Below are 24909 nucleotides of genomic sequence, written 5' to 3' on the forward strand. Positions count from 1 at the left end.
ATCCATTCGCAGAATCGATCCCATACGTTGGCGCTTTCGCGACGTTGTAAGGTTGCTGTCATGGTTTTATAAGTGCGTTTGGTTGTTTATGAATCAGGCGGTAAAGTCTTTGCCTGTGAAACTACTTTACACTGCTTTACAATTTTTAATCAAGTTTTATTACTACAGAAAACCTGATGTAAGTCATTAGGTTTGCTTATTGAAGCGTTGTATCTTAGTGTTTGCGGTTGTTCCAATTACCCTGAACACAGAATTTCGATATATTTACTCTGGTGTTAGCGCTGAAAAGATAAAATAGAAAGGAACATTGTTGTTATCGACTCTGAATAAAGAGTTGATATCGATTACTACCAAAATTAGGAGGGGAGGTGTGACATGACAATTACTCTAAATCACACCATAGTGCCCGTACATGAGAAAGAGGTATCGGCACGGTTCTTTGCAAAAATTTTTGGTTTAGAGGTCGAGCTTCCCCTTGGTCACTTCGCTGCTGTGCATATAAATGATGCATTAACGCTCGACTTCGCCGATGCTGAAGCGTTCGAGCCACATCATTATGCGTTCCATGTCAGTGATGAAGAATTTGATGCAATTTTTGCACGTGTCAAAGAGGCAGGTATTGAATACAGTAGCGACCCCATGCATCAGAATAAAGGAAAAATTAACCACTGGAATGAAGGTCGTGGCTTCTATTTTTATGACTTCGATGGCCACAACTTAGAATTGTTAACCCGTGCATAGATTTTTCATATCAGGTCAATGCATTACTTCTTGACTAAAAAATATGCTGTGGCATAGTCTGGTAATTGGCTGATATTCTGCCCAAATTCTTTTTTATTCTTAAAAATACCTGCCAGAAAATCGAGCTGATAAAGATTGGGTAAAAATGCTCCGCCTGTATCGGCGATGACTCCCATTTGCAGATGTTTGCGACCACCTTGAGTATGCTCAATCACAATCACTTTACCTAAACCGATATTCAAAACATCTCCAGCAAAAGTAACTCCGGGTTTAATAGAAATTTTTGCATCTATTTTGTATCCATAGCCTTTAATAGCATCAACTTCTCTAAAATACCAATAACGCTTTTGTGCTGTTGCCTTTAATCCGCGGATATAAGCGATTCCGTTGTTTCTATCTACATTAAAGAATGCCTTATAACCATCTGTAAAATTAATCAGTATTGTTCCTTCCATAATTGCTTCTTCTAAGCCATTTCTGGTTAGATAGGCAAGAGTATTAACTTTTCCAAATTCTCTACCACCCGGTTCATAAATACCAGATAAAACATCTTGTTTTGTGTATCGAGTGTAGAACTTATCGTTATTAGAGTTGTCTTTTAAGCTATAAATTGGTATATTAAAAGTAGAGGTTTTCTTGCGGGAACCAGGGTGAGTAAATACAGCATATTTGGTGATTCGTAATTGTTTTTGCTGTTTACTTTTGGGATTGTATGCAGACCATTTAATGACTCGAAAATTGGTATTGATGAATTTAGAGTCTTGTAAACGAGTAGCCCGATTATTAGCAGTATCCTCCTTTAAAACAGCAATCATGAAATCCAAAGTTTTGAGGACATCTGTTACAGTAACTCCTTGAGTAGCAAGCACTCCTGTACGCATAATATCTGGGTCTTCTGAAGCATAATCTTGAAAATATTTTCTAGTATTAACGAGAACAGTTAATAAATCTCCTTGATTCAACTTAACCTTACTATTTGGTAGTTTTCCTGGAGTAACAACTTGGCTGCCATTAATGTTAAATTTATATTTTTTGAATTCATCAATAACTGGATAGGGTGCAGATGCTGCTAACAAATTCTGTCGAGATGAAAAAGCATTTTGAAACTTTGAGGTAAGTTGATCGGCAGCTTGATTTGAGATAAGAGAAATCTGTGGAAGTAGGGCAGAATTTTCTTGTTGAGTAAATGACTGATTTTGTTGAGCTAGTTGTTTAGTTTTTGACTTTGTATATAGATGACTACTTGCTAAACTGATAAGTAATAAGGCAGCACAACCTACTGTGAAGTGAATTTTTTTGCTAAATAACATATTCATAACTTGGAAAATACATTTCTAATGCTAAATAATCAACTTTATCGAACAGAATTCAGGAGTCAGGAGTCAGAATTGAGTTGGGTATTCTGTATGACTGGCGGATAGAATAATCAGCGTTTTTGCACCCCACCAAATTTTCAATTTGGTGGTGCAACAATTCAGTCGCGGGTCTGAATCCTCGACTGATAGCGCAGCGTTAGCGAGTCCGCGATAGCGGAGCGGTAGCGAGTATTTTCGAGTCGCGTCTTGATTCTGACCGGAGCAACGGAAACGTCTCCGGCTCCGCTCCTGAATTCTGACTTCTGAATTCTTCTTCAAGTTTCTATCACCTCACGCACTAACTGCGCCAACTTTTCGGCACTATCAGGAACTGCGATCGCATAAGCTTTGTCCCCCATTTTTACTAACTCTTGAGGTGACTGCAACAAATTCAACACATTATTTTGCAATACTTCAGTCGTCAACTCAGATTGCTTCAACGTTAACGCTGCACCCGCTTTTGTAAATACGTCTGCATTGTAAGATTGATGGTCTTCTGCAGCAAAGGGGTAAGGAATCAAAACCGCTGGCGTTCGACACACTGCCAATTCTGTTAGGCTACCTGCGCCAGAACGACTAATCGCCAAAGAAGCACGTTGCAACAACGCTGCCATATTGTTGTAAAAAGGTAAGGCTATGTACTGTGGGTGTTTGAGACTATCTGCTTCGGGATCGCGATCGCCAGTTAAATGTACTACATAAATACCAGCATCAAACCAAGCTTTTGCAGATTCGCGCACTAACTTATTGATTGCAATTGCACCCTGGCTACCACCAAAAACAACAATTAAAGGCACACCATCAGGAATAGCTAAATCCAATGGTGCATCAATTGCCCCATCAAGAAATTGCGCTCTTACGGGAGTACCAACATAGACATTTTTGGCACGAGGTAAATACTTAGCAGCTACTTCAAATCCCAAGGCTACCGCACTACACCAAGGGCCAAAAAAGCGAGTTACTTTACCTGGTAAGGCGTTAGATTCGTGGAAAACCACAGGTAAACCGAGAGAACGCGCCGCAATGACAGCTGGCCCGGCAATGTAACCCCCTGTGGTAAACACCCCTTGAAAATTTCCCTGTTTGAGAATTCGTCTGACTTCTATAATCGAAAGGGCGAGTTTACCCAAAATGCGAATCGAGGAAAGTCCAAACCCTTGCTGAAACCCTTCAACTGCAATAGTATTCAAGGGATACTGTTTGGGGACAAGTTGAGTTTCTAGGCGATCAGGTACTCCCAGCCATTCTATTTGATAATCTGGAAGTTTTTGGGCCAGGGCGATGGCTGGAAACAAATGTCCACCAGTCCCACTGGCAGCTATTAATAATCGTATCGGTACGTTTGCCATCAAACCTCTACCGTTTAGCGTTTAGCTTAACTAAGATAAAACAATTTGCTTACTTTCTCTAATCAAATCAGTAAACTCTTACCAATGACTAACATTATTACCGCCTTAGTGAGACGCCAACTCAGATTTCCAGCAAATATCTGGCTAGTTTCGTTCCTGCTGACCATTGGTTTAACAAGTGGTTGGCAACGTACTCCAGCGACGACACCACAGCAATTATCTCAAGCCACGACAGCCCAAAATGCACCGGCCGATCTGAAAAACCTGTTGACGCAAGTTGATACCGCCGCCAGCCGGGGCGATGTCAAAGGGGTGTTGCAATTCTACAGTGCTAATTTCACTCATGGCGATGGATTAAACCTCCAAACCCTGGAAAAATCTTTGACTTCACTTTGGCAACGATATCCGAAATTGCAATACAGTACGAAACTGCTATCTTCAAAACCTGGAGCCAACGGGATTATTGCTGAAACAGAAACAAAGATAACTGGCTTACCCTCCGGTAACGGTGATAAGTTAGCTCTCAATGCCACGATTAAATCGCGTCAGCGCATTGAAGGTGGAAAAATAGTCCGCCAAGACATTTTGTCAGAACGCACTCTACTGACCTCTGGTAGCAAGCCACCCCAAATTGATATTAAATTACCACAGCAAGTGCAAGTCGGTCAGAAGTATAATTTTGATGCGATCGTCCAAGAGCCACTTGGTGATGATTTTCTACTAGGAACGGCGTTAGAAGAATCTATCCAACCAGATAAATTTCTTAACCATACACCCGTAGATTTGGAATTACTGACATCTGGCGGACTGTTTAAAGTTGGACAAGCACCATCTACCCCTGGTAGCCAATGGGTTTCTGCTGTCATCCTGCGAGGTAATGGGATGACGATGGTAACTCAGCGCCTGCAAGTGGTGAAGAAGTAGTTAGGAGTTAGTGCGCTACGCTACCGCTAGCGTACTAAAAATCTGGATGGTGCGTTACCTTGAAATTTGCTTGAGATAATCTGGACTTATATTAAAGCCTTTCACGAGTAGCGATATGTTTCTAAATGAACTGCTACCTGCTGTCAATCAACTATCACACCAAGACAAGTTAAGCCTCATCCATTTTTTGCTGCTAGCAGTAGCGAAGGAAGAGGGCTGTAATTTAGAGTCTACAGATTCTACAAATATTATAAATCCAGAAGATTTACTGCTCAAAGAACTGGCATCAACGGTCCCGGTTGTATGGTCTCCCTACGAGGCGTATGAAGCTGCCCAAACATTATCAAACCTTCTTGAGGAAGCGAGAAAAGAGGGCGATGCCTGAGGGTAAGAGATTTCCTTTCATCAAGCGAAGCAATAGCAAATATTAATAGCTGAGAAAATATGTCTGTACTTTGTCAGATTGCATTGGTTGATGATGAAAAAAATTTGTCAGTAACTTGCTAAATTGCTAAATTGTGTATTTAAATTAACACTGGACTCTTGACTTTTGACTAACTAATGACTTCCCTACAAAATCAAATCATTTTGATTACTGGTGCAAGTAGTGGTATTGGTACTGCCTGTGCAAAAATCTTTGCTGGTGCGGGTGCAAAACTGATTTTAGCGGCACGACGGTTAGAACGTTTGCAGCAGCTAGCAGATACTCTTAGTAAAGATTTTAGTACTGACATTCATTTACTAGAACTAGATGTGCGCGATCGCAATGCTGTTGAATCTGCCATCGCGACTCTACCTTCTGCCTGGTCTGACATTGACATTCTCATTAATAATGCTGGTTTGAGTCGTGGTTTAGACAAGTTGCACGAAGGCAGCTTTCAAGACTGGGAAGACATGATTGATACTAACGTTAAGGGTTTACTTTACGTCTCTCGCTATGTCGTTCCGGGAATGGTAAGTCGCGATCGCGGTCATGTGGTAAATTTAGGTTCCATCGCCGGACATCAAACCTATCCCGGTGGCAATGTCTACTGTGCTACCAAAGCTGCTGTGAGAGCAATTTCTGAAGGTTTAAAACAAGACCTATTAGGAACACAGGTACGTGTAACTTCCGTAGATCCTGGTATGGTAGAAACGGAATTTAGCGAGGTACGCTTTCACGGAAATACTGAACGCGCCAACAAAGTCTATCAGGGAGTTACACCCCTAACAGCAGATGATGTGGCTGATGTGATATTTTTCTGTGTGACGCGATCGCCCCATGTAAATATTAATGAAGTTGTGCTAATGCCTGTTGATCAAGCTAGCGCTACCCTAGTTAATCGACGAACATAATAACTAACCCATCTCATACCATTCTAAAAGAACTTACCCCTTTCAATTACTCTACTCAAGAGACATTTGGTAGAAAAAATGTAGAGACGTAGTAGTGCTACGTCTCTACAAGGGTTCTGGATAACGCATATTTAATTTAACCAAATATCTAAAGTTTTACAGTTTATGTTTCAGTTTACGTCTAGAGAGTTTGTTAAGGCTTTACCTACTCAGCTAGAGTGAAATTGATATATAAAAGAGCAATTTTCAAATGACCATTTACTTTTATAAGGTTTGGCAGCCTTATGGCTGTTTTTCTAACTTTTCTCTCCACGGAATCCACATCGAGGGTGCTTACTGGCCAACGGTTGAGCATTATTATCAAGCGCAAAAGTTTGTCGGCAGCATAGATGCGGCAATTATACCTCTCATCCATGCTGCCACCACCCCAGAAGAAGCTGCCACTTTGGGAAGATGTAGTACTCGCCAACTGCGACGAGACTGGGATTTGGTCAAAACTCAAATTATGCGAGAAGCTGTACTCAAAAAGTTTCTCACTCATACCGATATTAGAGAAGTTCTCCTGAAGACAGGTGATGAGATTTTGGTTGAAAACTCCCCAACCGATTCTTTTTGGGGCTGTGGTGCTAATAAAAGCGGTCAAAACCATCTCGGTAAAACTCTCATGAGTGTGCGTGAAGAAATTCGTAATTTACTATCTTTAACAGTAATTTACGAATGATTTAATCAAAATAGTTACATTCAACATCAAGTCAGCAATTAAACGGGGAATAATGAGAAGGAGTCAGAAGACAGAATTCAGAATTCAGAATTCCCCATGCCTGAAGTCAGGGGTAACGGTCACGGAAAGAATTTTTTCTTCACGCGCTTTTAAAATCGGGGGCTTTAAACCTCGATTCTCCATCCAGTCGCACAGAATCCATTCTGGATTCTGGCTCCTGAATTCTGAATTCTTGTTCGGTAAAATTCCCCAGTCAAAAATATTTTAAAAAAATACTAATAATTTAGTTATTGCTTTGAAGAAGTTTTAATTAATTGAATTAATGGGCAAAAATGTTAAAAAAATATTTTTAATTTAAAGAAATTATTCCAGATATAAATTAAGTAAAATTACTGGAATAGTTTAATGATTGAGAATATAAAATTAGTAAATGTCAATGATTAAAAATTTCTTAACTTTAGACTTGAGATGAGACTTGAGAAGTATTTAATGATACAGCGGTTTTATATCTCCCTAAATCCACTTTATAAGGGCTACAGGGAACAAGCAAAATATCTGTTACTTTTCAAACATCCTCTAATCCATTTCCAAAAATATTTGTAACACATGTATGCCCTTAGCAACGCATTAGTAGCAAGAATTTCTTGAAATAGGATGAAAATCAAAGCATTGTAAGTTGAAAATTCTTATCAAGGACAAATATATAAAAAATTATACTTACATCATGGTGTATAGAAGCAATGACACGTAGGGATAAACCAAACGAGTTGCAGGAAACCTTTGATCAAGAAAGTTTACTGCACCGGATGACAAAACAGATCAGGCGATCGCTCGACCTTCAAGAGATATTAACAACAACTGTTAGCGAAGTGCGTTTATTTTTGGGTGCAGATCGGGTGAAAATGTATCGCTTTGATGCTGATGGTAGTGGTGAAGTCATTGCAGAATCTATTCATGAGCAACGTCTGCCATCCTTATTGGGTCAACGCTTTCCAGCTGATGATATTCCAGAAACCGCCAGAGAGATGTTTTTGTTAGCGGGGCAACGTTCGATTGTCGATGTAGCAAATGAGAAGATCGGGCTATCGCCTCTACAGTCAAAAGAAACTGGCAAACGTCTAGAAACTAATATCTACTATCGGCAGGTAAACCAGTGTCATATTCAATACCTAAAAGCAATGGGCGTGCAGTCTTCGTTGGTAGTACCAATTTTAGATTGCGACCCACAAGAACCATTGGCAAAGCCTAAATTGTGGGGATTGTTGGTAGCTCACCACAGTGAACCGCAAAAGATTTTGAAGCGGCAACTAAAAGTATTGCAGCAAGTTGCTGACCAGGTAGCGATCGCGATCGCTCAAAGTAATCTACTCACTGAAGCCCACGCCAAGCAAAAGCGAGAAGCTACTTAATCGAGTCACCACACTATTGCATAAACTGCCGACAATCCAATTACAAGCAGCACTAGAAGAAGTTATTACTGCCTTCTGTGGAGTCGGTGGCAGGCTTTACATTGCAGAGACTCAAGAACTATACACCTGGGGCGACCAACCGACACTCTCCTACGAGTTAGATAACAGTATTATCGAACAGCATCCCATCTGGCAAAACTGGATGGCTGAGTTTCAACAAGGTAATATTTGGGCAACTACTGACCTCTATAAAGAACCATGTTTGCGAGTTTTGGCTTTAGCATTCCGTTCTACTCAAATTCGCGGACTCATGGTGATTCCGCTACATTACCGCGAAAAATTTATCGGTGTATTAAGTATTTTCCGCTCGGAATTTGAAACGGAAATCTTATGGGCGGGACGATGCGAACAAAATCGGCGACAACTGTTACCCCAGCTTTCTTTTGAAGTTTGGCGAGAGCAGAAAAGAGGGCAAGCACCTGAGTGGAAGTTGGAAGACATCTTTTTGGCACAAGCCTTATATGATCATTTCTCAATGGCAATTCAGCAGCAGCAAATGTATAAACAGGTACAATCCCTGAATGCCAATCTAGAACTGCGGGTGCAAGAGCAAACCGCTGAACTCGAAAAATCATTAATGTTTACCAAAGTCATCAAGCAAGTCACAGAGCATATTCGCCGCACATTGGACTTGCAAGCAACCCTGCAATCCATCGTTCAAGAAGTCCGTCCCTTGCTAAATTCAGACCGAGTGCTGATTTTCTACCTGAAGACTCAATCGGTGATTGTAGAAGAGATTAATGGCAATTGGCAGTCTGTTTTGGGAGTGAATGCACCACCAGAATGCTTTCCTGATGAGTATACCCGTCTATACTGTCAGGGTAGGGTACGGGCAATTAACAACCTTTCAACGGCTTCTTTAAGTGATTGTCATCGAGAGTTTTTGCAAAGTCTGCAAGTGCAAGCAAACTTAATAGTTCCGATTAATATGGGTATGGAACTATGGGGCTTACTAATTGTCCATGAGTGTGAGGCTCCCAGAAATTGGCAGGATATAGAAATTGATTTATTGCAGCAGGTGGCAGATCAGGCTGCGATCGCTATTCAACAAGCACAACTCTACGAACAAACCTCTGAAGCCGAAACTGAAGCCAGAAATCAAGCTGCTCAGTTAGAGCATACCCTACATGAACTCCAAGAAACACAGATAAGATTGATTCAGACCGAAAAAATGTCTGGCTTAGGACAGTTGGTGGCGGGTGTCGCCCACGAAATTAACAACCCCGTTAACTTTATTTACGGTAATCTGTGCCACGCCAGTGACTACACCGAACAACTGCTAGAAATTTTACGTCTCTACCAGCTACACTATCCCCATCCCCATACTGAAATTAAAGCCGCGATCGAAGCGATCGATTTTGAATTTTTGGTAGAAGACCTCCCAAAAATCATGACCTCAATGCAAGTAGGAACCGATCGCATCCGCTCAATAGTGCTATCGTTACGCAATTTTTCTCGCTTGGATGAGTCTGAAAACAAGCGTGTTGACCTGCATGAAGGTATTGACAACACCTTATTAATTTTGCAATATCGGCTGAAAGGAAATGCTGAATTACCACGCATTGAGATAATTAAAGATTATGGCGACATCCCACGGGTGGAATGCTATGCCGGCCAAATGAATCAGGTATTTATGAATATTTTCAGCAATGCCATAGATGCTCTGGAAGTAGGGAGTGGGGAGTGGCAAAATCAGGGTGACAAGGAGAATAACTCATGCCCAATTCCAACTATCCAGATTTCCACTAAAGTCTCAGCAGACAAATCTCGTCTGTTAATTCGTATTACAGACAACGGGCCCGGAATGACTGAAGACGTAAAAAAGCGAATTTTTGACCCGTTTTACACTACCAAGCCTGTGGGCAAGGGTACAGGATTGGGACTAGCAATCAGCTATCAGATTATTGTCGAAAAACATGAGGGAATAATGGAGTGTATTTCAGAACCTGGCAAAGGTACAGAGTTCTGGATTGAGATTCCCATCAAGCCTCCAGCCAAAATAGTTAATTAGCAATAGAGAGTGGGGGATCAGGACGCAGGTGAAGAATCACTATTGATTATTGACCAATGCTCAATTGTTAGTTTCAAAACTTAAAAATTGACTCAGTAATTTTTAAATTCATCCAAAAGGTCGATGATAATTTTCTTAACAATAGACTAAACAAAATATCTCTCAGTTATCCAGAGTGTGTAATATATTGAGTTTGATTAAAAATCATTTAAAAGTAAAGTTTAGTTGCAAAACAAATTCCTCCTATCCACAAATGATAATCTGATAGTTGAAGCTAAAAAACAAGCTTACTTGGCAGATATAACAGCTGCATTTGGAATGTTAGTAAGAGGTATAAGACGCTGTTTAACTTACATCTGTCTCGTCAAAATACAGCAACACCCAACGCGAAAACTGCTATTTCCTCAAAGATGGAAGATTAGGGGGCACTGTCGCTGATTTTCATTACTTGTTTACAAAAGTAATGAAAGTTATGTACATCCCTGGCTAGGATAAACAAGGAGAGGAGATAGTTCAGCGAGTAGAGGTTTGGGTGTTGTTGTGTTTAAAGAAAAGTCTAAAATAGGGTCTCCTCTGGGTGTAAGATTATACGAAGTTGAATAGCGAGAAACAGTTGAAATAGCGCCTTATGTCAATAATTGCGCTCAGAGCGTGGTATCTACAGGATTATGAACCGATTCCAGAACTGGAAAAACGTCCGCCAGACATTCGTTTAAGCAAAAAAAGCCTGCTGAAATCAGCATTGCGAGCAGACTTTTTGGAAGACAGTGACGAAGTTAAGACATCAACTTGGTTTGGGCGCTATTTGGAAGGGGAAAATATTGAATTTTATATTGAAGGTAGTGGTGGCTATTGCGTCTCTAACATTGATTTAATTAGTCATGAAATTTATTTCACCAAGCAGGCGGTGTTGGCTCAGTTAGAACCAACGATTTTTTTATCCTATCAAACTGAGTATGTTGCAGCGACGAATATTCTCAAAGAAGAACTGCGAAAAAGTTTGGACAATTTAAACTTGCGATCGCGTCTTCCCCTAACATTAGTAGAATCCTCTCGTCCTAGCGGTGCTACTTTCCGAATTAACCGCACAATCATGCGGAAAATCCGTAAAAGTTTGTTATTTATAGCTGATACCACACCTATTGCTAGTATTGATGGTAAAGAAACGCCCCAGTTAATTGCCAGTCCGAATGTCTGTATTGAGATTGGCTATGCTATCCAAAGTAAGCGGTCTGAACAGATTCTACTAGCGCAAATGCAACGCCCAGATTTTGAAGGTGAATTTCCCTTCGACTTACCGACACAGCAAATTTTGCAATTCCAAGACACTACAGAACTGAATAAAATCCTGACAGAGACGATTAAAAACCAGCTAGCACGATTCAAATTATTTTTTTGAGCAAGATAATACAAGATAATACTTACTTACCAAAAATCAAACTATAGCACTCCTAAAACATTCGTGAGTTTTTTGGAATTATTTCTTTTTATCCTTATCTAGTTTTTCTTGGATAGCTTGGCGACAAAATTCTGGTGGATCTTCTTGTGCCTTCACCTCTTCCTTCATCTTTTCAGTAGCACGAAAACTAATAGTAGGTGTCATGGGTTCCTCACCTTTTGGTTGTGCTGGTTCAAAATTCTGTGGGTTCCCTTTAGGATTAGGCATTGTTGAGAGATGTAAATAAGACTTGATACTAATGTTTGCGAGTGAATAGAGTTTTAAATCGGTGAGCATATTGTCTGGAAAACTTGTAGCTCACCGATACCACTTTTACAAGAGGTAACTCTATTTTATGTTTACGCGTTCCGAGTTAGAAATCAAAACCATCAAAGAACTCAGTGAACTATGCTTACGCTACGGCATCAAACCAACTGGGAATAAAGGGTACAAGACCTCATGGATTACATCCTTGATGGTATTCCCTCAAATGGCGTTATCCCAGTTTGAGGCAGGTAAAGGATTAAAACCTCCTACTTTTGCTTTCATGCAAGCACTGAGTAACGCTATAGATGAGATGAATGCTCCTACAGATGAGCAAGCTGCACTGATCAAAATTACGATGGAAGGGAGAATCATGAATTACCCAGATAGGTACACTCAAGAAAAACTGCTAGCTTTGCATAAAGCAAAAATGTATCTAGAGTTAGCACTTGGATTATTGAGTAAATAAGTTAATTCTTTAATCAGTACTGCAAGACCCTTTAAAGGGTCTTTTTTGTGAATGGATTAATAAGTATAATTTAATACTTATTAACTGTATTTAAATACTGGAATTAGTGTATTTGAGCATTAGATGAGCATTTTAGAGAAAGTAAAGGCTGAAAGTATTGTTATTGCTTTAATTAAAATAAACGAACAGGTTTATTTTGCAGCTTGGAACTAATTGAGCTTAACCGATCGACCACAGAAATCATGTATTTGTAATCTGGTACTTGTCCATTGGGTACGTATCCCACTTCTTGAGCTAAACCAGAAGGTGAATCACTCATCACTTTGCGGATAAACTCTTGACGGTTACGTTCTACATTCGGCCCAATCAAGACCACGCCTAATGGTACATAGTGAGGGTCTTTAAATAATATGCGAAATTCAGTTGGGGCCAACTGTGAACTGTAGAGACTTAATTCCGCCTCCGAAACGGCACAGGCGATCGCTTTTCCTTGAGCCACTAATTCTAGCGCGGCTTTGGGTGTGGGTGCAAATAGTATGTCAGCTAGTGTTGTACCATAAAGATTGTAAAGAGGAAAATAATATCCTGTTGCTGAACCTAGCTGTCCTAAAGCCACTGTTTTACCTTGTAGCTGTTTCAGATCGGTTATCGGATTATCTTTGCGAACAACAAAGATGGAACGCAAATTACTAATACCTATTAAAGGAAATAGAGGAACATATTGGTAGCGTGCGATCGCAATAGCCGCTAAACCAGGTGGAGCAAATACCAATGACCAAGCACGAGCATTAAGACGCTCAACCGCTCTATTTTCATTAAAAACAGGCTCTAGCTGAATATATGAGTTCGTTTTTTCGCCTAAGTAACTATTAAATTTAGCATATTGATTAATAATCTGTTCGCCTCCACCATAGTTGATCGCACCAATAGTTAACGTGCCCTCAAACTCCTTTCGTGGTTGGCAGGCAGCAAATGTCAAACCTAGCAGATTAAACAGAAAGAAACGACGGGGAAATCGCAAAAACATTACTAATTATGGTTAAGAAAGTAACTTGGCTTTCAGGACTAATTTAGATAAGTTTGACTGCTGCCTAAGTAGGTTATATTACAGCAAAAAATTAATATTTATTTAAATATTGTTGAGATGCTTTCTAACAGGTATAAATAAATATTAGACAAACTCAGATACCGCCTTCCTTAGTTAGGTTATGTTGAACAACATTACGTTAAAAAACTTAAAACTAGGTGCTAAATTTAACTTACTTTTAATATTAGTTTTCATAGTCGGTATTTTAGGAAGTGGCGTTGCCTTATCCAGTGTACTTCAAGGGAGAGCGCAAAATGAAGTAGCTTCTCAAGCACAGATTCTCATCCAAATGGTGAACGCAGTTAGAGACTATACACAAAATCGTATAGATCCCCTATTAGAACCTAGACTAGATACTAACCCAACGTTCATGCCTGAAGTAGTACCAACTTTTTCCTCCAAAGAGGTTTTTGAGAATTTTCGTAAAAAGCCTGAATATAAAAACTTTTTTCATAAGGATGCAACACTTAATCCAACCAATTTAGCGGATAAAGCTGATAATTTTGAAGCTCCACTTGTAGAGCGTTTTCGCAACGACTCCAAAATTCAAGAAATTACAGGGTTTCGTAACTTGTCAGAAGGCGAAGTATTTTACATCGCGCAACCACTAAAGATTACACAAGCGAAATGCTTGCGATGTCATTCTACACCAGATCAAGCTCCTAAAAGTCAGTTGGCAACTTATGGCTCGGAAAATGGTTTTGGCTGGCAACTCAATCAGATTGTTTCTGCCCAAATAATCTCTGTTCCTTCTCAAGATATTTTTGCCAATGCTAAACGGACTTGGACATTGATAATGGGACTTTTAATTACGATCTTTGCAATCGTAGTTTTCTTAATTAACTTCTTAATTAAAAAATATGTGATTCAGCGGATTAGAAAAATAGAAAAAATAGCTCAAAAAGTTAGTGTTGGTGATATGAGCGCTGATTTTGAAGAAAGCTCTAATGATGAAATTGGCGGGTTAGCAGAAGCATTTAATCGGATGAAAGCCAGCTTAAAAATAGCTTTGGAGATGCTGAATAATCAAAGCTGACACTATTTTATATTTGGGATTAAGTTAATTAGACCTAATCCTGTAAGTCGGAAATTCAAGAAAGTAAGCGTTGCTGAAATTGTAAAGCTTTTTGAGGTTCAGGAATTTGTGATGCTAAAATTTTCACAAATTCTGCACGAGAAATTTGTCCAGAAGATTTAAGAGTTTTTTGAACTATAAACTTAGCTATTGGGCCAATTAAATTAGCCAACTCACGTTCGCATTCTATCAAAAACTTGTCGCTGATAATTTGAGATTCTTGGTTCAGTAAATTATTTGAGTTAATATCAGAGCGATCGGATTTAACAATAAGTTCTTGTAGTAAAGTAGGTTTCTCTAGTAAAAACATTGTTTTCTTCTTAAAATCAATTTGTTGATTGTCTCGAAGATGAAATGCTAATTGACTAATTAATTCTTCAAAATTGGACGCTGATGCCGCAACTTGTCGTAGTAATCTTGAGGCAACGGGGCCGACAAATTCTAAAAGAATCGTTTCTAAGCGGTTGTAATTTTCCCCAGACAGGATAGAAGTAGACGGATACCCAATTGAGTTTTGTTGAGAAAGGAAAGCTTGAGGCGGTTGTGTAAAAGATGGTGGTTGAATTGATTGCGTTTCTACTCTAGTATTGAAATACTTAAGTACCCCTAAAACTTCAGCCGCAGACTGATAGCGCTGTTTAAAGTGATGTAGTACCATCTTAGATAGCACAGATGCCAACTCAGAACTGACGTTAGCTTGATGCTGCCAAGAAATTTCTCCTGTATCTGGGTCTTCCTCAAAGTTTATAGGATGTAACCCTGTCAGTGATTGTATACCAATAATGCCCAAGGAATAAATATCGCTGTTGGGGCGGGGCTTACCTTGCGCCTGTTCTGTAGACATATATCCGGGAGTACCAATAATAATAGTAGCTCCCGTGTGCCCTGAAATTGTAAGCAGTTGAGTTTGGACTTGTTTAACTGCACCAAAGTCAATCAGTACTAACTTACCGTCTTGTTGCCGCCTGATTATATTATCTGGCTTGATATCTCGATGGATAACATTGTGGCTGTGAATAAATTGTAGAATACCCAAAATCTGTTGGAGCAGTTGAATTACTCGATCTTCTGTCCAACGTTGATTGGGGAATAGTTCCGCCTTCAGAGTCTGCCCTTCTATAAACTCTTGCACCAAGAAGAACTCTTGATTGTCTTCAAAATAGGCTAAAAGCCGAGGAATCTGGTCATGGTTGCCCAGTTGTTCTAGTGTTTCTGCCTCACTGGTAAATAGCCGTCTGGCAGTTTCGAGAAATTCAGGGGTACGAGTTACGGGCTTAAGGTGTTTGACAACGCATTTCGGGAAACCTGGCCGATGAGTATCTTGGGCTATGTAGGTTTGACCGAATCCACCACCACCTAATATCTGGAGGACTTGGTAACGTCCATCTAATAATTGTCCTAACATTGTGTCACAAGCCTTAAGTCCTGAAATTAATCTTGACACAACTACCAGCTTTGGCAAGGTTTGTTGAGACAGAAAGTAGGTAGGTAGTGCTGAAATTTTAAGGCTTTTTGAGAATTCTACTACCAGTTTATAACTCTTTAGACTTCAGATCGGCTTGCAGCCATATTATTGTTGAAGCTTTAATTCCTCAGAAATCGGCAGTATCTCAACTTTTGAATTAGTTGTTGATTGAGAGACTACGCTAACTTCTCCTAGTGGAGTTTTATTTACAAAGTAGGTGATTCCTCGAAAGCTCAATTTATCAGCTATTGGTAGAGGAACTTTAGCCGATTTGGAATTTGGATCGACACGATAGTTAACACCACGGTACATCAGATTATAAGCTGGTCCAATTTGAGTAACTGGTCGAAATGGCTGTTCTGTTTTTTTGCTGCCAACTTTGTTTGGGTCGCATTCGCAGCTCAGACCACGATAGTAAAGTTTCATAATTTTTGCCTCCTGAATAACTGTTTTTCAACAATGCCAATGATTTATCAGAAGTTGATTAGAGAGTTATGCAAGAGCTAATGTAAACTTACACTTTTTAAGGAACTGCTTAAAGGATTAGGCGTCTAGAGTGAAGAGTCATTGGCCAAACAGAGCATGGAGAAGAGATGAGGGAGACAAGGAAGAGGGGGGAGATAAGGGAGAGATTTATTCAATAATTCCCCCTTATCCCCCTGCTCCTCTGCTACCCTGCTACCCTGCTCCTCTGCTGGCAACCTCCCGTATGCTTACCCTTTTCATTCGGGGGTTACGTGGTTAACAATAGGTTGAATGTTTTTTTAAATGATTCAACTTTATGGCTAGAACTGCAAATGAATATGCCGTATATCTCCTACTGGAAAGCGGCCACCGAGAAGAAGTACGTTTTCCTACTATTCAAGAGTTTCAGAAATGGTATAGCGGCGAACTTGTGCCAAAATCTGCTTCTAATGACTTCATTAGCGTTCCGATCAAAAATATTCAAGGGGAATATATGGTAGTACGCCCTTCTCGGATCGTCGCAATCCGGGTAGAACCTATTTTTAGTTCCAGTGTTGAAAGATTCAACTAAATGATGAGAAAAACCCTTGCTTTGCTTTCCTTGAGTTTAGGAATTGCCCTTGTAAATCCTCTCTGGTCGGCTGTTGCTCAGGTTCCTAACTTACTGCCGTTGCCAATACCGACTGCTCCCGATCTTCCACCTCTGCCAGTACCAATTACTCCTGAGGTAACGCCACCGCTAAAACCAATCGCTATCGGAACTGATTGTACGCTCCGGCCGACTTGCTTGGGTTGGGATGAGCAAATTTGGGGTCAAAGAGGTCAAATAGGCGATCGCAAAGCGTTGTTAGCTTCTATTGACAACAGTCTGCTTTACCTCACAAAGGGTGATGCGATCGCAGCATATCAAAATTATCCAGTTCGGGAAATTACCCTTGATCGCGTCCGTCGGAGTTTGCTACGTTTCCGCCAACTGGTTGTCAGTTCTAACTCAGCAGCGCAACTACAAGCTGCTGTCAGTCGTGAGTTTGTCTTCTACCAATCTGTGGGCAACGATGGCAAGGGTACTGTTAAGTTCACTGCTTACTACGAACCTGTTTACACCGCTAGCCGTATCAGAACTGCAATTTATAAGTATCCTCTTTATCGGCTACCACCTGATTTCAGCCAATGGCCTAAACCCCACCCAAAACGAATTGATTTGGAAGGGAAGGATGGTTTAAAAGGGAATAAGAGCAAGCTACGGGGTTTAGAATTGCTTTGGTTTCGCGATCGCCTAGAGGCATACATGGTACATATCCAAGGTTCTGCCCAAATTAAATTAACCAATGGCAAAACAACATCAATTGGCTATGCCGGTGGAACTGATTACCCTTGGACTAGTATCGGTAAAGAACTGGCAAAAGATGGCAAACTTCCACTAAATGGATTGACAATGCCACGGATGACTGCTTTCTTCCGGCAAAAACCCCAGGAGTTGAGCAATTATCTACCGCGCTGGAAACGATTTATTTTCTTCCAAGAAACTGGTGGTACCGGAGCTACTGGTAGTATTCATGTACCAGTAACAGCAGAACGTTCCATTGCTACAGATAAGTCTCTCATGCCACCGGGAGCGTTAGCACTGATTTACAATTCATTTCCCTATCCTGCCAGTGGTGGCAAACTAGAGAGGCGTACTGTCAGCCGCTTTGTACTTGACCAAGATACAGGAAGCGCCATTAAAGGCCCGGGCCGGGTGGATTATTTCATGGGATCTGGTAAACTAGCAGGCGATCGCGCCGGTGTCACAGGCGGTAATGGCTCACTATATTATTTACTGCTCAAAGAATAGATATTGGGCATTGGGCATTGGGCATTGGGCATTGGGCATGGAGAAGAGATGAGGGAGACAAGAAGGAGGGGGGAGATAAGGGAGAGATTTATTCAATAATTCCCCCTTGTCCCCCTTATCCCCCTCATCTCCCCCTACTCCCCTGCCCCCCTAGCTCCCTCATCCCCATTGCCCACTCCCCACTCCTCAACTAATACGGCGGATAAGCAAAATCATCCTCATCAGCATAAACGTAAGAGTTGGAAACTCCTGCCATTGCCAATTTAGGGATTTCTGATTTTACAGGTTCCTTGCCAAAATCTTTGTATTCTTCAAAAGTCTTACAAATCATTGCAGACTCAAGAGCATCGGAAGCAATTAAATATTGTGTTAAAGTCCCTACAGTAGGATGTTTATAGTCCACAGTTGAAGCTACCAAAACTGTATTTGGTTCAATGCCTCTTTCTTCACACTCAATGATGGGACAAAAAATCCCGTGAGCATGGAACAATGGCCCTTTTGGTGTCAAAGGTTGCTTGCGATAAACAGCATAAGCTTTTTCTAGTTCAGCAACGAATCCACTAACTACTTTACCTTGTTGATATTCGCAGTAGGTTTTGCTGAAACTCGCTCCGGCAGCACCATTAAGTGTTAGTTGTAGTGGTAATTCATGTAAAAACTTTTTATTCTCTCCCACTATAAAAATTAGATAGCGAGTAAAGGTTTTAAATTTAAGTTTGTCGGCTAAAAAAGCATCATAATTCTCTTTGAGCGTACCCAGTTTTAGACCACTTTCCCGATCTTTGACAGACAATGGTCCCCGACGCACTATAACCACGCGTGGAGTAGTGGTAATAAAGACCGTTTCGACTCCAGAGGTAAATTCATGCTCTATTTGTTGCCAATTATCATCTGGCACAAAGCCGACAGCGTTGGCATTATCCAGCTTAATTGCCAAACCGTGGGATTGCATACCATCTGTGCCATATCGAGGATTAATCATCTGACACCAGGGAAGGACTTGAGAAGGCGGTGCATTAAATTTATCGTCTTCAAAGTCGAAATTAGCAGATGCTTTCATCGTTTTAGGCTATCAAAGTGTTTTATTGAACAAGTTTATCGCCAAGGCGCTGAGGAAAGGAGAGCCAGTTATGTACCCAAGCGTATTGATATTATATATTCTTCACCTATTTCCGCAAGGAGGCTCGAACTGTTTGTGTTGTACTTTGCTTGCCAGACAGTTCAGGGCTACTAAAAGCCTACACTGTACGCAAAGCGTACAGTGTAGGTAGTTTACGACTAGTCAACACTAAGCAGCTTTGGTGAGTTACTTCTCCTACTCGTCTTAAAAGCTCACCATATTCCTCATATCCTTCTCGATCAAGTCCAGCGCGGCTACCACTGCAAAGAATTGATTCTGCATTATCCAGGATCGCTAAACAGCGATAATTTTGTAAATAATAAAGTAGTCGCGATACCCGATCGCTAAAGCTTGCTGGTAAGTTACTTTCTGTTTCCTGTTTGTCAGATAGAAATTGGATTAAGTTACCTAAAATAATTTTAACAGGCGGTTCTTCTCGTAGCGATCGCCAGATCACATACTCAAAGTTGTCCTGAATTTTTTGAGCAAACTTTACAGACAGTGCTGTTTTTCCAATGCCTCCTATTCCCAATAGTGCAACCAATTGGCAGTGCTCATTGAGAATCCATTGCTCTAGTGTAATAAGTTCTTCTATACGCCCATAAAAAACTGAGTTAAAGATAGCCTCTCCGCAATCTAGACGATTATTTGAGCTTGAATAGTCACTTTTATCTTTTTTTCAGTTAAAAACTGAAAAAAGCTTTACTGATTTACTAATATCTGATTCGTAAAGAAAATCTTAAGGATACCCAATTATTGCTGGGTATGACTTTCAAAGAATCAACGCTCTTATGGCTCAAATTCCTGAAACCCTGACGAGACAAAGACTTTACTCTAGTTTCCAAATTAGCTCTAACTTGTCTATAAATGATACAGCATTTCCGGCTATTATGAGGTACAGTAACAGCAATTAGCAAACCAGTTTCTTAAATGTTGAGGATTTATTAAGTCAAGTGCAACTGAAATTATTTGATCTACCATTTCTGTTGTGGTCGGTGAAAACATCCGTAAGAAGGACTTAAGTTGTGACCACCATAACTCAATTGGGTTAAAATCTGGTGAGTATGGTGATAAACATATAACTGAAGCACCGACAGCTTCAATCATTGGCACAATTGAATCGAGTTTATGCGCGGATAAATTATCCATCACTACCACTGCTCCTGACCATAACTCTGGCACTAAAAACTTCTCAATAAATACTTCAAAAGCTTTGCTATCCATTGAATTATTCATTGTCATTAATGCCACTACTTTTTTAATACTAATTGCTCCAATTACTGTAACTTTTGATCCACGATAGAAGGGGTTAAGAGAGTAAGCTCTTGTTCCCATTTCTGAACGGGCATGAGTCCTTGTTAAACCAAGTAGAACGCCAGTTTCGTCCAAAAAGACTAAATTTTCTGGTTCTATATGTTTGACCTTTTCCCAAAAATCTAATCTTAAATTCAGGACTCTCTCCGTCCCTGCTTGGGTACTCCGTTTTGTTTTTTTTTCCGATTTAATCCTAATTTCTGTAAGGCACGACACATTGGACTTCGACCTACGAAATTGCCAGTTTTGTCTGCAAATAATTCACATAACTCTATCAATGTTGCATCTGGATGTGCTTCAACTAATTCCCTTAACTCTATGTCAGCATTTTTCAGATGACTAAATTGTGGTTTTCCTCGCGGCTTAGACTGTAAATTCCCTTCAACTTTTTGTTGTTTTACAAGCTTTTGGACTAAACTCTTTGAAACGGAAAATATGTTAGCTACTTTCCTGATTGAGATGTTTTTCTGAAGATGTGCTGCAACTATTTTTTCTCGAATATCGACAGAGTATGACTTCATTTAAAAGTATTTATATTTTAATTTAGTGTACCTTATAACAGACGGAAGTGCTGTAAAGGAAGAATCAAGATTTGGTACTCTATAGTTTAACTTTTAATTCTTTTTAGCTTAGGCACAAGTCTCATACCCTCCCGTTCGCTGCACGTAGCAAGCATAGAAGAAGGTGACGCACAAAGTTGCCAGTGTCTACAACGAGAACAAGCGAATGGTACAGCAGAATAAGCAAATTTAAATGCACTTGGCAAAAAAGATAAATTATAGAATTATCCTTGTCTTTTCAATGTTTATTCATCATTGAAGATGCAAGTTTAGAGCTACATTATTACTCTATTAACAAAAAATATCTCTGGCATCTAATTAATTATATATTTTCCCAGTTTTACAGCTTTTCAATTAAACTATAAAACTGCTTTCCTCACTTCGATAACTCAATGAATGTTGGCAGAATACCTATTTATATAATTTTGATTATATTCATAATTGAAGCTTAATTGCAATGAATTTAAAATTAACAATCTTGAAGAAAGCCTTAACCTAAATTTGTACTAACTTTAACTCAATCTTTGCTTAGGCTGTATGCCTTAGTAAGAAAATTGTGTAGTAACTATAGTAAAGTACTGTATTTCCATCGGGTTTTAGACGTATTACTACCATTAACTCAGAGCTAAAAGTCAAATTGGAGGTTTTTAGGAGTTGCTGTTTACTGCATTAAGGATCAAAAATTCATAAAACTGCAACTGACCTAATTACATATACTCTGAGCTAAATTACCTGGAGCGTAGACACATGAGACGCACAAATGGCTGCTTGAATAGCGGAAAACTAGGTGTCTACGCCCACAGCATAACATTTGCATATTTTCTGTGGAGTTTTTTTAACTATTCTTGAGGAGTACAAATGCTTGAGGCTATCGCTGTTGCTTGGTTATTACTGTTTTTTGGCGATTTTCTATCTACATTTTTTTACCACATACCCGAGCACGTTTTTGGTAGCCTTCATTTAAAAACGCACCACTCCTGGAAAAAGGACTTCCGCCACTATGCTATTTTGACTTTTAATCCCCAGGTTCTTTTAGATGGTATCTTTGGAGCTTTACCTTATGTACTTATAGCAGTAGTCTTGTGGTTTTTCTCTCCCATTGGCGTTATCTCTGGATTAGTGCTTGGTCAGTTTCATGTATGGTGGAGACATATAAGTGTACTGGGTTGGCAAACTCCAAAGCCTGTAAATATCTTATGTCAAATTCTATTTATTACCACTCCTGAGAGACACTGGTTACATCATCACAAAACTAATTTAGGTTTCGGCGATATTTTCACCTTCTTTGAACAACCTGCACAAATTTGGTTGCGCTGGCTGCGATTACTCAGACTTCGTTTTCGTGACTCTCGGATCTAATTAAAACTAGCGCTTACGTAAATACTTTTTAAAATTACCAAAATCAGCTGCGATCGCAGCTGATTTTGGTACACTCAAGGCGATTATTCTACTCTTAGAAATGCGTTCACCTATATACTCAAAAGCTAATTCCCAATTTATGAGTAGTAGCAACAAGAGACATTAATTTACCATAGATTTGAATCTATACTTTTATCTAATTAATAAATTTTTGTTTATAGTTCTAGAACTTATCAAACAAGAAGCGAGTTATAAGAACGGAAGAATGCCTCTGGTAAAGAGTTTAAAGGTATTTGCTACCGCTCGACTTCGCTGTTATATCGCTAAGGTTTTTGGGAAAACTAGTCTTAATTAGTAAATTATTATATCCCTAGATTTTTATGACAATTCCTCTCTTTTTAAGAGATGCTAGGCCTAGCTTGCTTATGCAAAGGGGTGAAGGTGGCAGGAGGTTGCAATACAGTATAGGTTTCTCTTTGAGACACTACTCCAACGAACCAACACTGATTGTGATAAATTTGCAACCTGCTCTAGATGAGGTGTTTCATGCCCGCAGTTAGCCTCAGAAAGATGCTCAACAAAAAAGAGTTGCCATCTCTTATTCATAACTTAGTCTACCAGTTCAACATCGCGATTGATGTTGAACTGGTAGACGGCACGAAACTGATTAGCATTGGGGAGCAAACTGTAGAAAATCGTTATCCAATCGAGGTCTCAGGAGAAATCATCGGTTGGGTTGTAGGGGAAGAACAGGCAACTATACTTGCAAATTTGCTCTCATTTCTGGCAAAGCAGGAAGCTGAGAAGAAAGTACTCGCCAAAGAATTGCTGGAGCGATATCAGGAAATTGATTTGTTTGACGATATCTCGACTCAACTGACAACAAGTTTAGATACGCGACAGATTGCCCAACTTGTGCTTCAAGAATTGAGTCAATTAATTGAATCATCTGCGGGGATGATTCTGCTTTTGAGTCCAGATGCAACTGCATTTGAAATCATTGCCGAATTTGGAGTGTTTTTTGACCATAATCAGCCGGAACCCGGTAAGGGAATTATCGGCAACATTGTGCAATCCAACCGAGCAGAACTCGTCAATGATGTGCAAGCTGATCCGCGATTAGAGGGACAAAAAAACGTTAATGCCATGATTTGTGTGCCGTTACGAGCCAAAGAGCGGGTACTGGGAGCGATCGCTATTGGAACGGCCAAAACTGACTCATACAAGGCTGAACACCTGAAACTGGTGAGTATCTTTGCCTCTCAAACAGCGATCGCCATTGATAAAGCTGTGCTTTACGAACAAAGCACTCAAGCAGCCCTCCAAGCGAAAGCCCAAACACAGAAGCTTCAGCAAGCTCTCCATGAGTTGCAATTAGCCCAAACTCAATTAATCCAAAGCGAAAAAATGTCCAGTCTCGGACAACTTATTGCCGGAGTTGCCCATGAAATCAACAACCCGGTTAACTTTATTTGCGGCAATTTAAAGTATGTTGCCGAATACGCCCAAGACTTGTTACATCTGTTGGAAAAGTATCAGAAATTTCTACCTGTTGCTCCTCCAGAACTGGAATCAGAGTTGGACAATATAGACCTGGAATTTATCATGCAGGATTTCCCCAAACTGCTAGATTCGATGAAACTGGGCACAGGTCGCATCGTCGAAATTGTCCAATCCCTGAAAAACTTCTCCCGCCATGATGAAGCTGAAATGAAAGCCGTGAACATCCACGATGGCATCGACGGAACGCTAATGATTCTTCATCATCGCCTGAAAGCAGATGTTCATCGTCCGGCAATTGAAATCGTTAAAGACTATGCAAAACTTCCCCTGATTGAATGCTATCCCGGACAGTTGAATCAGGTGTTTATGAACATCCTGGCAAATGCTATTGATGCTTTGGAAGAAAGCATAGAAAATTGGGTAGTCAAAAATAATCCCCAATCCCCAACCCCCATTACCCCTTATCCCCAAAGGGGGCCCCACCATCCCCAAATCACTATTCGTACCAAAGTCCTAGACCAACAGTGGGTTGTAATTCGCATCGCTGACAACGGCCCAGGCATGAAGGAGGAGATAATTCGCCGCATTTACGATCCCTTCTTCACCACGAAAGATGTTGGGAAGGGAACCGGCTTAGGCATGGCAATCAGCTACCAAATTGTTGTAGACAAACATCGGGGAATGCTTAAGTGTCGTTCTCAACCCGGTGAAGGAACAGAATTCTGGATTCAGATTCCATTAAATTGTGGATTGGTGGATGCGACTGAAGAACAGAATAGTACCTCTGCCTCGCCAAGCACAACAGAATTATCCCATACTCCCGATACCGATGGCTTTATTCCATCAACAACTCCAATGCTCAAACCAACGGATTTGCTGATTCGCCATACTCAACTGATCCAGCGACTTTCACAGCACAATCCAGATGTGGAAGGTGCATCACCCGATCAAATTTACCAGATGTTCCAACGCCACCCAATTTCGTTAAGGCTTTACGCCACTTTGTTGTCTTGGTTCTGTTGTTCTAACCCTACCCAAATACGCCACTAAA

General features: G+C 40.2%; 22 protein-coding genes and 2 pseudogenes. 14 read left to right on the top strand and 10 right to left on the bottom strand.

Annotated features, from left to right (window positions below):
* A partial coding sequence (locus tag HWQ58_RS08525; protein ID WP_292860377.1) for a hypothetical protein occupies nucleotides 1–190 on the top strand: 190 nt, incomplete at its 5' end.
* Between the two features lie 185 nt (nucleotides 191–375).
* Nucleotides 376–741 carry a VOC family protein gene (locus HWQ58_RS08530; protein ID WP_292860380.1) on the top strand — a complete coding sequence of 122 codons (366 nt, stop codon included), beginning with the start codon at nucleotides 376–378 and terminating at the stop codon, nucleotides 739–741.
* Nucleotides 742–764: 23 nt separating this feature from the next.
* Here HWQ58_RS08530 and HWQ58_RS08535 read toward each other — a convergent pair whose 3' ends face one another.
* Nucleotides 765–2057: a hypothetical protein gene (locus HWQ58_RS08535; protein ID WP_292860383.1), complete on the bottom strand. Its 1293-nt coding sequence runs from the start codon at nucleotides 2055–2057 to the stop codon at nucleotides 765–767.
* 314 nt (nucleotides 2058–2371) lie between these two features.
* Nucleotides 2372–3445: an undecaprenyldiphospho-muramoylpentapeptide beta-N-acetylglucosaminyltransferase gene (gene murG / locus HWQ58_RS08540; RefSeq protein ID WP_292860386.1), complete on the bottom strand. Its 1074-nt coding sequence runs from the start codon at nucleotides 3443–3445 to the stop codon at nucleotides 2372–2374.
* An 84-nt stretch (nucleotides 3446–3529) separates the two neighbouring features.
* Between murG and HWQ58_RS08545 the strand changes: the two genes are divergently transcribed.
* From HWQ58_RS08545 to HWQ58_RS08570, 6 genes and pseudogenes are all read left to right on the top strand, one after another.
* Nucleotides 3530–4369: a nuclear transport factor 2 family protein gene (locus HWQ58_RS08545; RefSeq protein WP_292860389.1), complete on the top strand. Its 840-nt coding sequence runs from the start codon at nucleotides 3530–3532 to the stop codon at nucleotides 4367–4369.
* 115 nt (nucleotides 4370–4484) lie between these two features.
* The gene (locus HWQ58_RS08550) at nucleotides 4485–4754 is read left to right on the top strand and encodes a hypothetical protein (protein WP_292860391.1); all 270 of its coding nucleotides are present in this window, start codon (nucleotides 4485–4487) and stop codon (nucleotides 4752–4754) included.
* A 176-nt stretch (nucleotides 4755–4930) separates the two neighbouring features.
* Nucleotides 4931–5704 carry an SDR family oxidoreductase gene (locus HWQ58_RS08555; protein ID WP_292860394.1) on the top strand — a complete coding sequence of 258 codons (774 nt, stop codon included), beginning with the start codon at nucleotides 4931–4933 and terminating at the stop codon, nucleotides 5702–5704.
* A 250-nt stretch (nucleotides 5705–5954) separates the two neighbouring features.
* Nucleotides 5955–6425 (top strand): NADAR domain-containing protein, encoded by a 471-nt coding sequence (locus tag HWQ58_RS08560; protein WP_292860397.1) that lies wholly within the window; start codon nucleotides 5955–5957, stop codon nucleotides 6423–6425.
* 740 nt (nucleotides 6426–7165) lie between these two features.
* A pseudogene (locus HWQ58_RS08565) lies at nucleotides 7166–9905 on the top strand (GAF domain-containing protein).
* A 628-nt stretch (nucleotides 9906–10533) separates the two neighbouring features.
* Complete coding sequence (locus HWQ58_RS08570) at nucleotides 10534–11304, top strand: hypothetical protein (protein WP_292860400.1); 771 nt, start codon at nucleotides 10534–10536, stop codon at nucleotides 11302–11304.
* 78 nt (nucleotides 11305–11382) lie between these two features.
* Here HWQ58_RS08570 and HWQ58_RS08575 read toward each other — a convergent pair whose 3' ends face one another.
* On the bottom strand, nucleotides 11383–11571 hold the full coding sequence (locus tag HWQ58_RS08575) for a hypothetical protein (protein WP_292860402.1): 189 nt from the start codon (nucleotides 11569–11571) through the stop codon (nucleotides 11383–11385).
* 127 nt (nucleotides 11572–11698) lie between these two features.
* Here HWQ58_RS08575 and HWQ58_RS08580 point away from each other — a divergent pair, with 127 nt between their 5' ends.
* Nucleotides 11699–12076: a hypothetical protein gene (locus HWQ58_RS08580; protein WP_292837448.1), complete on the top strand. Its 378-nt coding sequence runs from the start codon at nucleotides 11699–11701 to the stop codon at nucleotides 12074–12076.
* A gap of 172 nt (nucleotides 12077–12248) precedes the next feature.
* Here the strand turns inward: HWQ58_RS08580 and HWQ58_RS08585 are convergent, their stop codons facing one another.
* Complete coding sequence (locus HWQ58_RS08585) at nucleotides 12249–13103, bottom strand: PhnD/SsuA/transferrin family substrate-binding protein (protein WP_292860405.1); 855 nt, start codon at nucleotides 13101–13103, stop codon at nucleotides 12249–12251.
* A gap of 181 nt (nucleotides 13104–13284) precedes the next feature.
* Between HWQ58_RS08585 and HWQ58_RS08590 the strand changes: the two genes are divergently transcribed.
* Nucleotides 13285–14199, top strand: coding sequence for a DUF3365 domain-containing protein (locus tag HWQ58_RS08590; protein ID WP_292860408.1), 915 nt, complete (start codon nucleotides 13285–13287; stop codon nucleotides 14197–14199).
* A gap of 55 nt (nucleotides 14200–14254) precedes the next feature.
* On the opposite strand, the gene HWQ58_RS08595 is transcribed toward HWQ58_RS08590, so the two are convergent.
* Both HWQ58_RS08595 and HWQ58_RS08600 read right to left on the bottom strand, forming a co-directional pair.
* Nucleotides 14255–15643 (bottom strand): serine/threonine-protein kinase, encoded by a 1389-nt coding sequence (locus tag HWQ58_RS08595; RefSeq protein ID WP_292860411.1) that lies wholly within the window; start codon nucleotides 15641–15643, stop codon nucleotides 14255–14257.
* 165 nt (nucleotides 15644–15808) lie between these two features.
* Nucleotides 15809–16129, bottom strand: coding sequence for a DUF4278 domain-containing protein (locus tag HWQ58_RS08600; protein ID WP_292860414.1), 321 nt, complete (start codon nucleotides 16127–16129; stop codon nucleotides 15809–15811).
* Between the two features lie 355 nt (nucleotides 16130–16484).
* On the opposite strand from HWQ58_RS08600, the gene HWQ58_RS08605 reads away from it, so the two are divergent.
* Both HWQ58_RS08605 and HWQ58_RS08610 read left to right on the top strand, forming a co-directional pair.
* Nucleotides 16485–16739 carry a hypothetical protein gene (locus tag HWQ58_RS08605; RefSeq protein ID WP_190728057.1) on the top strand — a complete coding sequence of 85 codons (255 nt, stop codon included), beginning with the start codon at nucleotides 16485–16487 and terminating at the stop codon, nucleotides 16737–16739.
* Nucleotides 16740–16742: 3 nt separating this feature from the next.
* On the top strand, nucleotides 16743–18002 hold the full coding sequence (locus tag HWQ58_RS08610) for a murein transglycosylase A (RefSeq protein WP_292860481.1): 1260 nt from the start codon (nucleotides 16743–16745) through the stop codon (nucleotides 18000–18002).
* A 190-nt stretch (nucleotides 18003–18192) separates the two neighbouring features.
* Here HWQ58_RS08610 and HWQ58_RS08615 read toward each other — a convergent pair whose 3' ends face one another.
* The 4 genes and pseudogenes from HWQ58_RS08615 to HWQ58_RS08630 all read right to left on the bottom strand — a co-directional run bounded on the left by HWQ58_RS08615 (nucleotide 18193) and on the right by HWQ58_RS08630 (nucleotide 20957).
* Nucleotides 18193–19062, bottom strand: a complete 870-nt coding sequence (locus tag HWQ58_RS08615; RefSeq protein ID WP_292860417.1) for a DUF5895 domain-containing protein — start codon at nucleotides 19060–19062, stop codon at nucleotides 18193–18195.
* Nucleotides 19063–19267: 205 nt separating this feature from the next.
* Nucleotides 19268–19825 (bottom strand): annotated as a pseudogene (locus HWQ58_RS08620) (NB-ARC domain-containing protein); the annotation flags it as partial.
* 185 nt (nucleotides 19826–20010) lie between these two features.
* A complete protein-coding gene (locus tag HWQ58_RS08625; protein ID WP_292860420.1) occupies nucleotides 20011–20511 on the bottom strand; it encodes a transposase in 501 nt (166 codons plus the stop codon).
* Between the two features lie 59 nt (nucleotides 20512–20570).
* Entirely contained in the window at nucleotides 20571–20957 is a 387-nt protein-coding gene (locus tag HWQ58_RS08630; protein ID WP_292860423.1) for an IS630 transposase-related protein, read from the bottom strand.
* A gap of 897 nt (nucleotides 20958–21854) precedes the next feature.
* On the opposite strand from HWQ58_RS08630, the gene HWQ58_RS08635 reads away from it, so the two are divergent.
* Together HWQ58_RS08635 and HWQ58_RS08640 are read left to right on the top strand one after the other, a co-directional pair.
* On the top strand, nucleotides 21855–22355 hold the full coding sequence (locus HWQ58_RS08635; protein WP_292860426.1) for a fatty acid hydroxylase: 501 nt from the start codon (nucleotides 21855–21857) through the stop codon (nucleotides 22353–22355).
* A 546-nt stretch (nucleotides 22356–22901) separates the two neighbouring features.
* Nucleotides 22902–24908 (top strand): ATP-binding protein, encoded by a 2007-nt coding sequence (locus HWQ58_RS08640; protein WP_292860429.1) that lies wholly within the window; start codon nucleotides 22902–22904, stop codon nucleotides 24906–24908.
* The last annotated feature ends 1 nt before the right edge of the window (nucleotide 24909 follow it).

Origin of the sequence: Nostoc sp. LPT (assembly GCF_017115165.1) — a bacterium.
Classification (GTDB): Bacteria; Cyanobacteriota; Cyanobacteriia; order Cyanobacteriales; family Nostocaceae; genus Nostoc.